The organism is Crocosphaera watsonii WH 8501, assembly GCF_000167195.1.
In the GTDB taxonomy this organism is placed as follows: Bacteria; Cyanobacteriota; Cyanobacteriia; order Cyanobacteriales; family Microcystaceae; genus Crocosphaera; species Crocosphaera watsonii.
The window spans coordinates 132,566-145,214 of record NZ_AADV02000003.1 but is presented as its reverse complement, the minus strand read 5'-3'; the positions used below and the strand labels follow the sequence as shown (position 1 = coordinate 145,214).

Below are 12,649 nucleotides of genomic sequence, written 5' to 3'. Positions count from 1 at the left end.
CTGAATAAAAGCAAAACCCTATTCTTTAAAAGGTTACACCCATATTCGCGATCGCAAAAAAGATCAGCTTTGTCGGCTACAAACCGCTATAATTGGTAGAAACACCTCCCAGTTGTTGGTCAAGAACAAATGTATCGAAAAGAGGAGCAACCTTTACCGCCCCCAGAAAAATTTGAATTACCTTTCGAGGGCAAATTGTCCCCCAATAATCGTTGGGTAATCATGGCAGAGTTGATACCTTGGGATGATTTTGAGGAAGAATATGCTAAACTTTTTTCAGCAGAAAAAGGTGCGCCAGCCAAACTATTTAGAATGGCATTAGGGACATTAATTATTAAGGAAAAATTAGGAACAAGTGATAGAGAAACTATAGAACAGATTAGAGAAAATCCCTATCTACAATACTTTATAGGTTTAAATTGTTATCAACAAGAGCCACCACTGGAATCTTCAATGCTAGTTCATTTTAGGAAAAGAATTGATGGAGAATTGATAAACAAAATCAATAAAAAAATAGTAAAAAGAGAAATAGACAAGAGTGATAAAGAAGTAAAAAAAAAGGATTGTCTCCAATAAAAAGGAGAAAAAATAAAAAATAAAGGTAAACTAATTTTAGATGCGACTTGTGCGCCAGCAGACATCAAATACCCAACGGATTTAGGCATATTAAATCAAGCCAGAATTGAGACAGAAAGAATAATAGATAATCTTTATAAACCATTAAGAGTAAAATTGAGAAAAAAGCCGAGAACTTCTAGAATAATTGCTAGAAAGGAATACTTAAAAGTAGCTAAAAACGAAAAATATCTTATCAAGAAAGAAGAAAAGCTATCGGGAAACAGTTAAAATACCTTAAGAAAAATTTAGGAAATATAGAAGACTTAATTCAAGCTGGGGCTTCCCTGGAAAATCTGAGTAAAAGACAGAAAAATTGTCTAGAGACTATCAAAAAAGTTTATGAACAACAACAGTCAATGTGGGAGAATAAGACCCAGAGTGTTCCTCAAAGAATTGTAAGTTTAACTCAACCGCATATTCGTCCAATAGTGAGGGGAAAAGCAGGAAAACCAATAGAGTTTGGAGCTAAACTCTCAGTAAGCTGTGTAGATAACTATGTGTTTCTAGACAAAATAAGTTGGGAAAACTTCAATGAATCTTGTCATTTAAAAGAACAAGTAGAAAAGTATAAAGAAACGTTTGGCTATTATCCCGAATCCGTCCATGTAGATAAAATTTATCGAACTAGGGAAAACAGAAATTGGTGTAAGGAAAGAGGGATAAGAATCAGTGGTCCGAAGTTAGGAAGACCTCCGAAAAATGTCAGTGAAGAAGAAAAGAAACAAGCCCACTCCGATGAATGCTTCCGTAATGCTATTGAGGGAAAGTTTGGACAAGCTAAACGAAGATTTAGCCTAAATCTCGTGATGACAAAACTCCCTGAAACCTCCATTACATCTATTGCTATTACATTTTTAGTTGTCAATCTTTCTAAACTTCTGAGGCAGTTTTTGTCGCTTTTTTTGTCCTTATTTACTAATAATAGAACAGGGGAACTCATCAAACCGCCTTTCATTAATTTTGATTATACTTTCAACAATTTTTATGTACTAAAACTTATTGATTTGTCAGAAAATTTTTGGTCAAAAGTGGCATAAATTTTGGAGAAACTTTTTCAGCAAACCCTAAGTAGTTTAATAAATTCAGACTAATTTCTATATCTCGAAAGTTATCATTGACTTTTTCCCAGTTGATAAAATAATTCCATTTTACAATAGATTCCTTTAGAGTCTGAATAAGATAATCAAATACTTGTTCAGAATTACCACAATCAATGATATCAGAAAAAATAGAACTATATTTCATTTTTTTAGTAATTGTTAACTAAAATTTCTCTAATTTTCCCACGCTTCTTACCCTTAGAATTAATCATCCTTGATGCTAAAATACGACTAATATTAAAATCCTGATATAATTCATCAAAGAAAGGATCGTCAATATAATTAGTGGGATCGGAATTACTCAATATTTGTAATGCACCTTGTTTTGATGTCTTTGTAAAAACATCTCTTAATCTTTTTTGTTCATCATCATTAAATTCTAAGGAACTATAAGAATTAAAATTTGAAGTTTCACTAATGGGACGATAGGGAGGATCGTAATAAATAAAGGTAGATTCATCAGCATAATTCAGAACTTCTGCAAAATCTGTGTGTTGAATTTCAACAATTTTAAACGACTCATGAACAGCAATTAAATTATCTTGATTCAGTATCTTAGGCTTTTTATAACGACCCATTGGCACATTAAAATATCCCTTACTGTTTACTCTATACAACCCATTAAAACAAGTTTTATTCAGAAAGATTGTATAAGCTGCTCGGTTTATCCATTCTTGTCTATAATTATTAGCATCAGTTTGTTTATCAAAAGTATTATAATCATCTCTCAATTGATAATAAAACTCTTTTCTGTTCTCAGTATCCAAAGTAAGATATTTACTTTCTAAAATTGATAATTCTTCAATCAGAGCATTAACATCATTTTGTATTACTTTATAAAGAATGATTAACTCTATATTTTTGTCAAACAGATAAGCTTGTTCAATTTCAAAGTTATGATAAATATCAAAAAATACCGCACCACCACCAAAAAAAGGCTCTATGTAGGTTTTAATTTTCCCTTGTTGAAGTTGTTGAGGGTACTGTTTTTTTATTTCTGGTAATAGTTGAGTTTTGCCACCCGCCCATTTTAGTACAGGAGACGGTTTTAAACCATCTTGATAATTATCATCTTCTAAAATAGATAGTTGCTTAATTTGCTGAGGTTTGACTTGATTAATCATCGTCCTTTAATTGTACCAGAAAATCTAAGAATACCTTAGTACAAATAACGAAGTCATCATTAATATTTTATGAATAATCACTGACTCATCTGCTAATCCCTTGATATTGACAAGAAAAATTTGCTAGAATTAATGTTGAGTTAAAAATCATCTATTCCCAGTTTTTATTATTGATCTATGTCATCATCAGAGAACACTTTACCCCCTAACTTAGCCCGCATTGTCGAAAAATTCAAAAAGCGTTCAGATCCCAAAAAACGCTATGAACAATTACTTTGGTATGGTAAAAAGTTAGAAGCAATGCCAGAAGATAGCAAAGTAGAAGAGAATAAGGTTCAAGGATGTGTCTCTCAAGTTTACATTACAGCAGACTTGAAAGACGGTAAAATTTGGTACAAAGGCGACTCCGACGCTCAATTAGTGAAAGGTTTAGTTGCTTTTTTAATTGAAGGATTAAATGGGTTAACTCCTAATGAGATCATAGAAGTTACCCCTGATTTTATCGAAGAAACAGGACTTAATGTTAGCTTAACACCATCCCGTGCCAATGGCTTTTATAATATATTTCAAATGATGAAAAAGAAAGCTTTAGCCTTTCAATGGGGAACATCAGCTTAGTCTTCTTATTCTGTCTCATGGGCATGATCATGGGAATCATGACTATGTTCATCAGAAATAGTGCGAGTACACATCCAATTACTGGGAAGAGAAGACGGCCAACCCATGCGTATTGCTTCGGGACAAATAGTCATTACGGTTAACTGACAATCGATCAATTGAAAACCCTCTTTTTCGCACTGTTTCAAGCTCTGTTTAAGAATAGAATCATTTTTAAATTCAATGGTGCGATTACATTGAATACAAACCATGTGATGATGATGATTTGGATGAGGATGGTTTAATTCATAATGTTTATGTCCCTCTGCTAATTCTAACTCTCGCAAAATTCCCATACGAGACATCAACTTAACACTGCGATAAATAGTGGATAAACTAATTGTTTCTCCCCTTTCCTCCAGTAATTCAAACAATTCCTCAGCACTCAAATGATTCCCCCTAGGGAGATTTTGGAAGACGTGCAGTATCTTTTCCCTTTGGGGAGTCAAACGCCAACCTCTAGCATTTAACTCGGCTTTCAGGGAATTCGTTGTATAGGAAGACATAGCAAATTGCTCTATACTAATACTATTAATTAAATATTATAGTCTTTTTTGAGGACAATTTGCAACAATTCTTGCTTATTGACAACAGTTAGCAACAGATTTTCTTAAGATTTCTCAATCGCAAGGACGGATGGTACTCAGTTGCAGAACAATTTTATCAATGGAACGGATCAAAGAGGAACCGGAAACATTGGGATTATTGGCTAAGATACTAAAGACTACCATTCCGAAATGAGGATGTTTCATGTAGCCAGATAAGGCTCTTACCCCCCGTAATGTACCCGTTTTAGCATAAACGGTTCCCTGTGCAGGTGTACCCTTCATACGGTTGCGAAGGGTTCCCGTTGATCCTGCAACGGGTAAAGATGCGTAAAATACGTCTCGTTGGGGTGTATAGTACATCGCTCGTAAAGTGGTTACCAAAGAGCGAGGAGTAGCCACATTACGACGAGATAACCCCGAGCCATCCACCTGACGAAAATCACTGGGGTCAACCCCTAATTTTCCTAAAGCACTTTTAACTGCTTGTTGTCCCCCAATATGACGGAGAAGGATGTCAGCATAATAGTTATTACTTCTAATATTGGTAACATTAACCCAAGATTGTAGAGACTTTGAGCGAATTTTCGATTGAGGACTTTTTAATTGTAAGGCAGCGGCCGTGGTAAAGATTTTAGTATTAGAAGCAGGGATAAAATGTCTATCCGCATTGTGGGTGTATAAAAGTGTCCCATCCTCTAATTTTTCTACTAAAACTCCCCAATGTTTTTGGTGAGGACTAATAACACTATCAATAGCTGGTTTAATTAAAGCTGCACAAGTTCCAGAATTATTATTTTCTGGGGGGGGAACATAAATTTCGATAGGGCCATCTGGGACAGGAATACCTTGGTTGGGAACGGAGAACGGTTCCTCTGGAACGGAAATAGGTTCAGGATTATCAAAAAGGGGTTGTAATTCGTTAGCGAAACTAGAATTAATTCCAGTTAAAGATGTAGTGACGAAAATAGCTAAAGTTGGGAGCCAAGAACGATTTAAGCGCATAATTCTAATGTTTCCTTCACTACCTCACTTGTTTACTCAAAAATATAGCTAGGAATTTAGGAAAGTTCTAATAGGAGTAAGACGGTTTACTGACGAAACCTTATCCTATGTTTCCCAATAAGTCAAGGGTGACTGGGTGATTGGGTTATGGGGAGTGTGAGCATCCTGCTCACTAACCTCAGTACAGAGACAATAATTATGCTTAGGAAGTTAAGGAGATTCTTCGTTCCTCACCAATGACAATTATTAATTGTTAACTGTTAATTGTTAATTATTTACCCAAACCTTCCACTAACATAGTCTCTAGTAGCTTTTTGAGCGGGATTTTGGAACACTACCTCAGTTTTGTCATATTCTACTAAATAACCTACCTTACTCCCCTTATCGGTAGCTTCTGCGTTATAAAATGCGGTTAAATCTGATACCCGTGATGCTTGCTGCATATTATGGGTAACAATAACAATGGTATATTCTTTTTTTAATTCGTGGATTAATTCTTCAATTTTTAGGGTAGAAATTGGATCTAATGCGGCACAAGGTTCGTCCATTAAGATAACATCTGGTTTAACTGCGATGGTACGAGCAATACATAATCTTTGTTGCTGTCCCCCAGACAAAGCTAACCCACTTTGATGTAATTTGTCTTTGGTTTCATCCCATACAGATGCCTTTCTGAGAGAGGTTTCTACTAACTCCGCCATATCTCCTTTAAACCCATTTAATCTAGCCCCAAAAGCGATATTTTCATAAATAGATTTCGGGAAAGGATTAGGTTGTTGGAACACCATCCCAACGCGACAACGTAAGTCTACGGGATCAACTTGTTTAGCGTAAATATCGTTACCATGAAAGGTTATTTTTCCATCAATTCTAGCAGAGGGAATGAGATCATTCATCCGATTTAAACAGCGTAAAACTGTACTTTTTCCACATCCAGAAGGACCGATAAACGCCACAACCTTATTGAGAGGAATATCTAAACTTACCTCTTTAACTGCTAAATTGGAACCATAGAAAACATTTAAGTTTTCTATTTTTAATACGGTGTCTGTTGCCACATCAGTCATCATGCCTTTTACCTCAATAATTAAGTCAAAATAAATTTCTAAAAATTAACCAAAACGTCCACTAACATAATCTTTAGTGTCTTGATGTTTGGGATTACCAAAAATGTTCTCTGTTTGATCGTATTCAACTAGAAAACCCACTTTACTACCCTTATCCGTAGCTTCTGCGTTAAAAAATGCGGTATAATCAGCTACCCGTGTCGCTTGCTGCATATTGTGGGTAACAATTACAATGGTATAATTTTCCTTTAATTCGTGCATTAATTCTTCAATTTTTAGGGTAGAAATTGGATCTAATGCGGAACAAGGTTCATCCATTAAAACTACTTCTGGTTGAGCAGCAACTGTACGAGCAATACACAATCTTTGTTGTTGTCCCCCTGATAAGGAAAAGCCACTTTCTCCCAATTTATCCTTAACTTCATCCCATAAAACTGCCCGTCTTAAGGAGGTTTCTACTAACTCATCTAAATCTCCTTTGTAGTTATTAACCCTAGCACCGTAGACAATATTATCATAGATAGTTTTTGGGAAAGGATTGGGTTTTTGAAAAACCATACCGATCCGTTTTCTTACCTCAATGGGATCGATATCAGGGGCGTATAAATCTTGTCCGTGATAGTTTATCTTTCCTTTTAAGCTAAAGATTTCGATTAGATCGTTAAGTCGATTAAAACAGCGTAAAATGGTACTTTTTCCGCAGCCAGAAGGACCAATAAAAGCAGTTACCTTGTTTTTAGGAATGGTAAAAGTAACATCACGAACAGCCCGATAATTTCCATAAAAAATATCGACGTGATCCACTGAAAAAACAGTCTCTAGGTTTTCTGCTGGCACCTTATCTTGTTCCATATTTTCCATCATAATCTTGTCCTCGAAAATTACTGAACTCCTAACTCCTAACTCAGATTAATAGGTTTTCTGACGAGTAGCTAAACGTGCTGCAACACTGGTAACTAACACCAATAACACTAAAATTAAAGACCCTGCCCAAGCTAATTCTTGTTGAGGTTTAAACGGTACAATAGCATAGTTATAAACCAACACTGATAAAGTGGCAATAGGTTCTAGAAGTCCTTTTGGTGGCGCACTTGGCCAGAAATTGGAGTAAAGTGCCGTAAAAATAAGCGGGGCTGTTTCTCCAGCAGCACGAGCAATGGCTAAAGTTACCCCTGTTAAAATAGAAGGAATGGCAGCAGGTAAGACCACTTTTAACACCGTTTGGTAATTATAAGCCCCGATACCAAAGGCCGCCCAGCGTACATTTTGGGGAACAATCTGTAAAGCTTCATCAGTCGTTCTGACAATGGTGGGTAACATCAACACCGATAAAGCAACACCACCTGCGATCGCAGAAAATCCCACAATTCCCGTAGCCACTAATAAACCGTAGGCAAAGACTCCAGTAATAATAGAAGGAACCCCACTTAATACATTAGTAGCAAACCGTACCCATTTGGCAACCTGGTTATCACCGCTAAATTCTGAGAGGTTATCCGCAGCTTATGACTCCAAAAGGAGCAGCAATTAAGGTAGCGATAGATACTGTAACTAAGGTCCCAATAATAGCATTAGCAATACCCCCATCCGAAAGACCAGGAGGAGGTGGTAACTTAGTAAATAGGTCTAAATTGATTTGAGAAGCCCCTTGGACTGTAACGAAAGCTAACACCGCAAATAAAGGAATTAGGGTGATAATCATACATAACGAAGCCACACCCGTCCAGAAACTATCAAATAAGGAACGGGGAGAAGTAGGCTTTTTTTTCAGACTTAATCCTTGACTTTCCATAATTATATAACTAATAGTTGATTACCGAACTCCGAACTCCGAACTCCGAACTCCGAACTCCGAACTCTTATTACTAATATTTTGCCCGAACCTGACTAACGATATAATCCGCAGCCACATTGACAACTAAGGTTAATAGCATTAACACTAACCCTGCATACATAAGGGCAGCAACCTGCATTCCTGAAGCTTCTGCGAACTGGTTAGCGATTAAAGATGAGATGGTATTAGCAGGTTCTAAGATAGAAATCCGGGTAATTCTATTGACATTCCCGATAATCATGGTAACAGCCATGGTTTCTCCCATTGCCCTACCCAAAGCTAACATAATACCCCCAACAATACCCGAAAAGGCAGCCGGAATTAAGACTCTGAAAATAGTTTCCCAACGAGTTGCCCCTAACCCTAAAGAAGCTTGTCGTAACTCAGGGGGTAAAGAAGCTAAAGAGTCACGGGAAATAGCCGTAATAATCGGTAAAATCATGATTGAAAGTACAATCCCAGCAGGAAACATTCCTGGCCCACCAGCCGGAGGGGTACTAAAAAAAGGTATCCAACCAAAAGTATTATGGAGAAACTGAGAAAAGGGTTGAACCAAAGGAATTAAAACGAAAATCCCCCATAGTCCATAAACTACACTAGGAATGGCTGCTAATAGTTCTACTAAAAAAACTAAGGGTGTACGAAATTTTAATGGGATAAAGTTTTCAGTTAAAAATATAGCTGTTCCAATGCCTAAAGGAACTGCAATAATTAGAGTAATTAAAGAACTAACTAAGGTTCCGTAAATAACAGGTAATGCTCCGTAAGATTCTCGGCCTTTAACCGGGTTCCAAGAACTATTAAAGAGAAAACCTAAACCGTATTCTTGAATAGCTGGCCAAGCACGCCAGGTGATGATACAAGCTATGGAAAAGAGAATTAAACCAATACCAAGGGCAAAGCCTAAAGTTACCCAAATAAACCAATTATCAACGGTTTTCTCAATTGTAGAGCGAGAGCCCACGCCTGTTTGTCGTCTAGAAGATGATGCAGTCACGATGAATCAAGCAAGTTATATTGCTGGCGAAAACAACAGTAAAAAAAGGGAGTAAAGAACGAAAGTATTTGAGTATGAGGAAAAATTAACAACTTAATTATGTCATTAATTAGTTCAATTTAATTTCATAATCAGGACTAATGACATCAGCAGCAGCAGCTACTTTTTCTCTCACACTAGGAGGTAAGGGAACATAACCTAATGCCTTGCTTTGTTCTTGTCCTTCGGTTAAAGCGTATTGGATCATGCTTTCTACTGCGATCGCCTTTTGGGGGTCGTCGTAGTTTTCGTAGGCTAAAATCCAAGTGTAGGTAACGATGGGATAAGAATTATCTCCTTCGGGATCGGTGATAAATGCCCGTAAATTCTCAGGTAGGGTAACAGCGTCTAAAGTTGCCGAAGCACTGTCATCGGTAGGAACAATAAAGTTACCAGAGGAATTTTGTAGGGTTGCTACAGGGATACTATTTTGTTTGGCGTAACCATACTCAATGTAGCCAATAGAACCTTGATTCTGTTGAATAGAAGCGGTTACCCCTTCGTTTCCTTTACCACCAATAAATTTACCTTTGTTTGTAGGCCATTCCACACTTTTACCTTGACCAATGGAAGCTTCCCATTCTGGGCTGATAGAACTGAGATGCTTGGTAAATACCCCAGTGGTACCACTACCATCGGAACGGTGAACTACGGTGATTGGTTGATTTGGTAGTTCTAAATCAGGGTTAGCTTCAGCAATTTTGGGATCATTCCAGTTGGTAATATCCCCTTTGAAAATACCAACGTAAGCGTCTCTTGAGAGTTTCAGTCCCTCTAATCCAGGTAAGTTATAAGCCATCACGATACTACCAGCAGTGACGGGGAGTAAAATTGTTCCTCTTTCGATTTTGCCAATTTCTTCGTCTGTCATGGCCACATCACTAGCCCCAAAGTCAACGGTTCCTTGGGTAAACTGTTCCACACCAGCACCACTACCAACGGACTGATAGTTAACTTTTAATTTGGGGACTGCTGTGTTGAGTTGCACAAACCAGTTTTGATATAGGGGGGCTGGGAAAGAGGCACCGGCACCAGTTAAAGCCACATCACCATCTAGGGGAGGGTTTAAAGCTGTAGTTGTGCCTTGGTTACCACCACCACTAGGGGCAGTGCCAGTATCAGAAGAACCGCCACCACAAGCTCCCAAACTGACCGCTAAACTCAGAATTGATAGGGATGTTATTATGGTGCGTTTACTTGATTTCACAGTTGTGAACATAGGTCTTTTTTGCTAATTGGGTAAACTAAAATAAATCTTAAAGCAGAATCTAACAATTTTTGGTAAACATTAGGTTAAGAAAGTTATAAAACATGAAAATTTAAGACTTTTTTTCTATTCTTAAAAAGACGTTGATAAAGAAAAGATTAATTTTTGGGAAATGAGGGGCAATCAACGATTATTATTGGCTTATTCTTAGGTAAGAGTAACCTTTGTTTAGGAAAAATTGGCAATAAGGAATGGCTAAGGAGAGGTTAATCTTTACAATTAGAGTTAAGTTAGTTTTCTACACTCAACCCTAATAGCTGTTATTTTAAAAAGGTAAAACTACAGATGATAACGAATATTCACAAAATTTTCAAGGGCAGAACTTGGGGCATGGCTGTGGCCTCTTCCACCTTATTAGCAGCTTGTGGTTCCGTTCCTGAATCAGCCGTTAAACCCATTAAGATTGATGGCTCTAGTACGGTTTTTCCCATCACGGAGATTGTTTTGGAAACCTATAAAAGCGAAGCTGCCAACCAATCTATTAAAGAGCTTAAGATAGAAGGGGAATTTTCAGGAACAGGGGGAGGTTTTCAGAAATTTTGTGCAGGGGAAACAGATATCAGTGCAGCGTCTCGCCCCATTTCTCAGGAGGAAATGGCAACTTGTAAAAATAATGAAATTAGTTATATAGAGCTTCCTATTGCCTTTGATGCCATTACCGTTGTAGTGAACCCGAATAATAATTGGTCCGAAACTTTAACAGTTGAGCAACTAAAAACCCTCTGGGAACCAGCAGCAGAAAATCAGGTTGGCCAATGGAATCAAGTGGATAGCAGTTATCCAGATCGTCCCTTAACCTTGTACGGGCCAGATCAACTTTCAGGAACCTACGACTATTTTACCAAAGCGATCGTGGGAGAAACTGGAGCCAGTCGTCAAGACTATGTAAAAAGCATGGATGATGAGGTATTAGTAACCAGGTTTTCTCAAGATCCTAACGCCATTGCTTATTTTGGCTATGGTTATTATCAGCAACACCAAGATAAACTCAAAGCTGTTGCCATCGATAATGGGAATGGTGGGGTGCTTCCCTCTCCCGATACCGTAGAAAATGAAGAATATGCTCCTTTATCCCGTCCTTTGTTTCTCTACGTTAACGCTAAACGGGCCCAAGAAAATCCTGCTTTAGAGATTTTTGTGGAATACTATTTAAATAAGGCTCCGGAATTAGTAGCAGAAGCAGGTTATATTCCTTTGCCAGAAGATGTTTATCATATTGCTAAAGTTCATTTACAACAGTTTGATGTGGGTAGTGTTTTTAAAGGTAGTCCTCAAGTTGGTTTAACTATTAGTGATTTGATGCGTCAACCAACAACGTTTTAAATTTTGCTCTCCCGTAGTTATGTTCAGCAATTAATAATTATTAATTATCGAAAATAGTTGGGTCTAAAACCCCGCCTTTTAAGGCGCATAGTTTTTGAAGCAGAGCATAAATCTCTGTTTCAAAAACAACTTCTGACTTCTGACTTCTGACTTCTGACTTCTGACTTCGTTAATTGCTAACCCACCTTTTTAGGGAATGTGTTAAACAACAGACATTCCATAAAAAGGAATAACTTCTGACCAATGGGGACGTTTTCCTTGTTGCCATTGATAATAAGCCAATTCTAAGATTGAACTAGCTGTCATTCCTAGTTTTGATGGGGTAATTAAGGGTTGACAAGATAGGTTTAAATCTTGTAAAGTTTTCTCCCAGTCTTCGGGCATCATTACCGCATCATTGACAATAATATCTAAGCCATTTTCTTGTTTATTTTTGTAATAAATGGCTCCATAAAGTTGACCTCTTGAAGCTTTCATCTGTACAAAAATAGGCTCATTAATTGTATAATTTTTCTGGTTAAACCAAGCAAAAGCAGCTAAACTAGAAATACCAAATAAAGGAATGTTTAATTGTTGGGCTAAAGTTCTAGCTGCTACCATACCAATGCGATTACTGGTAAAACTTCCTGGTCCTTTTGCTACAGCAAGAAAATGAAAATCTTGCCAATTTTTTGGTTGAATAAATTCTTGTAAATGTTGATGTAAATAATTAGATAATTGTCGATCTAAATCCCAAGTTTTTGTATAAGTTTCTGTACTAAAATCACTTAAACTTAGTCCTAATTGTGAACTGGTGGTATGTAATGCGAAACCATAAATAGAAGAATAAAAAGAGGTCATAAAGAAAAAAACTAGATACCTATAAAATTATAAACTATTGAGAAAAAAACATATATAATGAATTATTGCTGACTTTTCTAGCGTTTCTCGGACTCAATATGTACACCTAATATCGAGCCTCCGAACTCCGAACTCCGAACTCCGAACTCCGAACTCCTAAAACTAGAAAACAAAGTCTTGTGTCTTATATTCTGGGTTGTCTTTTCCTTTTGCGATCGCTATTGCTTGAAACT

The 12,649-nt window shown here is 37.1% G+C and carries 11 protein-coding genes and 2 pseudogenes; 3 read left to right on the top strand and 10 right to left on the bottom strand.

Annotated features, from left to right (window positions below; translation table 11 throughout):
• Positions 1–129 precede the first annotated feature (129 nt).
• A pseudogene (locus CWATDRAFT_RS35590) lies at positions 130–1,655 on the top strand (IS5-like element ISCwa2 family transposase).
• On the opposite strand, the gene CWATDRAFT_RS07740 reads toward CWATDRAFT_RS35590, so the two are convergent.
• Both CWATDRAFT_RS07740 and CWATDRAFT_RS07735 read right to left on the bottom strand, forming a co-directional pair.
• Complete coding sequence (locus tag CWATDRAFT_RS07740) at positions 1,615–1,863, bottom strand: general secretion pathway protein GspE (RefSeq protein WP_021830246.1); 249 nt, start codon at positions 1,861–1,863, stop codon at positions 1,615–1,617. The pseudogene CWATDRAFT_RS35590 and the gene CWATDRAFT_RS07740 overlap by 41 nt on opposite strands.
• Positions 1,864–1,867: 4 nt before the next feature.
• Positions 1,868–2,842: a DNA adenine methylase gene (locus tag CWATDRAFT_RS07735; RefSeq protein WP_007304475.1), complete on the bottom strand. Its 975-nt coding sequence runs from the start codon at positions 2,840–2,842 to the stop codon at positions 1,868–1,870.
• A gap of 177 nt (positions 2,843–3,019) precedes the next feature.
• Between CWATDRAFT_RS07735 and CWATDRAFT_RS07730 the strand changes: the two genes are divergently transcribed.
• Complete coding sequence (locus CWATDRAFT_RS07730) at positions 3,020–3,460, top strand: SufE family protein (protein ID WP_007304474.1); 441 nt, start codon at positions 3,020–3,022, stop codon at positions 3,458–3,460.
• Between the two features lie 5 nt (positions 3,461–3,465).
• Here CWATDRAFT_RS07730 and CWATDRAFT_RS07725 read toward each other — a convergent pair whose 3' ends face one another.
• From CWATDRAFT_RS07725 to pstS, 7 genes and pseudogenes are all read right to left on the bottom strand, one after another.
• Positions 3,466–4,005 carry a transcriptional repressor gene (locus CWATDRAFT_RS07725; protein ID WP_007304473.1) on the bottom strand — a complete coding sequence of 180 codons (540 nt, stop codon included), beginning with the start codon at positions 4,003–4,005 and terminating at the stop codon, positions 3,466–3,468.
• A gap of 114 nt (positions 4,006–4,119) precedes the next feature.
• The gene (locus tag CWATDRAFT_RS07720; RefSeq protein WP_007304472.1) at positions 4,120–5,049 is read right to left on the bottom strand and encodes a D-alanyl-D-alanine carboxypeptidase/D-alanyl-D-alanine-endopeptidase; all 930 of its coding nucleotides are present in this window, start codon (positions 5,047–5,049) and stop codon (positions 4,120–4,122) included.
• Positions 5,050–5,324: 275 nt separating this feature from the next.
• Complete coding sequence (pstB, locus tag CWATDRAFT_RS07715) at positions 5,325–6,119, bottom strand: phosphate ABC transporter ATP-binding protein PstB (protein WP_007304471.1); 795 nt, start codon at positions 6,117–6,119, stop codon at positions 5,325–5,327.
• A 42-nt stretch (positions 6,120–6,161) separates the two neighbouring features.
• Entirely contained in the window at positions 6,162–6,977 is an 816-nt protein-coding gene (gene pstB, locus CWATDRAFT_RS07710) for a phosphate ABC transporter ATP-binding protein PstB (protein WP_007309889.1), read from the bottom strand.
• 48 nt (positions 6,978–7,025) lie between these two features.
• Positions 7,026–7,908, bottom strand: a pseudogene (gene pstA / locus CWATDRAFT_RS07705) (phosphate ABC transporter permease PstA).
• Between the two features lie 73 nt (positions 7,909–7,981).
• On the bottom strand, positions 7,982–8,914 hold the full coding sequence (gene pstC, locus CWATDRAFT_RS07700) for a phosphate ABC transporter permease subunit PstC (RefSeq protein ID WP_412093208.1): 933 nt from the start codon (positions 8,912–8,914) through the stop codon (positions 7,982–7,984).
• 142 nt (positions 8,915–9,056) lie between these two features.
• Positions 9,057–10,205, bottom strand: coding sequence for a phosphate ABC transporter substrate-binding protein PstS (gene pstS / locus CWATDRAFT_RS07695; RefSeq protein WP_007304466.1), 1,149 nt, complete (start codon positions 10,203–10,205; stop codon positions 9,057–9,059).
• 333 nt (positions 10,206–10,538) lie between these two features.
• Between pstS and CWATDRAFT_RS07690 the strand changes: the two genes are divergently transcribed.
• Positions 10,539–11,576 carry a PstS family phosphate ABC transporter substrate-binding protein gene (locus tag CWATDRAFT_RS07690; RefSeq protein WP_007304465.1) on the top strand — a complete coding sequence of 346 codons (1,038 nt, stop codon included), beginning with the start codon at positions 10,539–10,541 and terminating at the stop codon, positions 11,574–11,576.
• A gap of 201 nt (positions 11,577–11,777) precedes the next feature.
• Here the strand turns inward: CWATDRAFT_RS07690 and tsaB are convergent, their stop codons facing one another.
• Positions 11,778–12,416 carry a tRNA (adenosine(37)-N6)-threonylcarbamoyltransferase complex dimerization subunit type 1 TsaB gene (tsaB, locus tag CWATDRAFT_RS07685; protein ID WP_007304464.1) on the bottom strand — a complete coding sequence of 213 codons (639 nt, stop codon included), beginning with the start codon at positions 12,414–12,416 and terminating at the stop codon, positions 11,778–11,780.
• Positions 12,417–12,649: the final 233 nt, after the last annotated feature.

What these genes read in the sequence shown, in the direction of transcription:
- CWATDRAFT_RS07740 (WP_021830246.1), bottom strand. Translation starts at nt 1,863, where the DNA reads ATGAAATATAGTTCTATTTTTTCTGATATCATTGATTGTGGTAATTCT.
- CWATDRAFT_RS07735 (WP_007304475.1), bottom strand. Translation starts at nt 2,842, where the DNA reads ATGATTAATCAAGTCAAACCTCAGCAAATTAAGCAACTATCTATTTTA.
- CWATDRAFT_RS07730 (WP_007304474.1), top strand. Translation starts at nt 3,020, where the DNA reads ATGTCATCATCAGAGAACACTTTACCCCCTAACTTAGCCCGCATTGTC.
- CWATDRAFT_RS07725 (WP_007304473.1), bottom strand. Translation starts at nt 4,005, where the DNA reads ATGTCTTCCTATACAACGAATTCCCTGAAAGCCGAGTTAAATGCTAGA.
- CWATDRAFT_RS07720 (WP_007304472.1), bottom strand. Translation starts at nt 5,049, where the DNA reads ATGCGCTTAAATCGTTCTTGGCTCCCAACTTTAGCTATTTTCGTCACT.
- pstB (WP_007304471.1), bottom strand. Translation starts at nt 6,119, where the DNA reads ATGATGACTGATGTGGCAACAGACACCGTATTAAAAATAGAAAACTTA.
- pstB (WP_007309889.1), bottom strand. Translation starts at nt 6,977, where the DNA reads ATGGAAAATATGGAACAAGATAAGGTGCCAGCAGAAAACCTAGAGACT.
- pstS (WP_007304466.1), bottom strand. Translation starts at nt 10,205, where the DNA reads ATGTTCACAACTGTGAAATCAAGTAAACGCACCATAATAACATCCCTA.
- CWATDRAFT_RS07690 (WP_007304465.1), top strand. Translation starts at nt 10,539, where the DNA reads ATGATAACGAATATTCACAAAATTTTCAAGGGCAGAACTTGGGGCATG.
- tsaB (WP_007304464.1), bottom strand. Translation starts at nt 12,416, where the DNA reads ATGACCTCTTTTTATTCTTCTATTTATGGTTTCGCATTACATACCACC.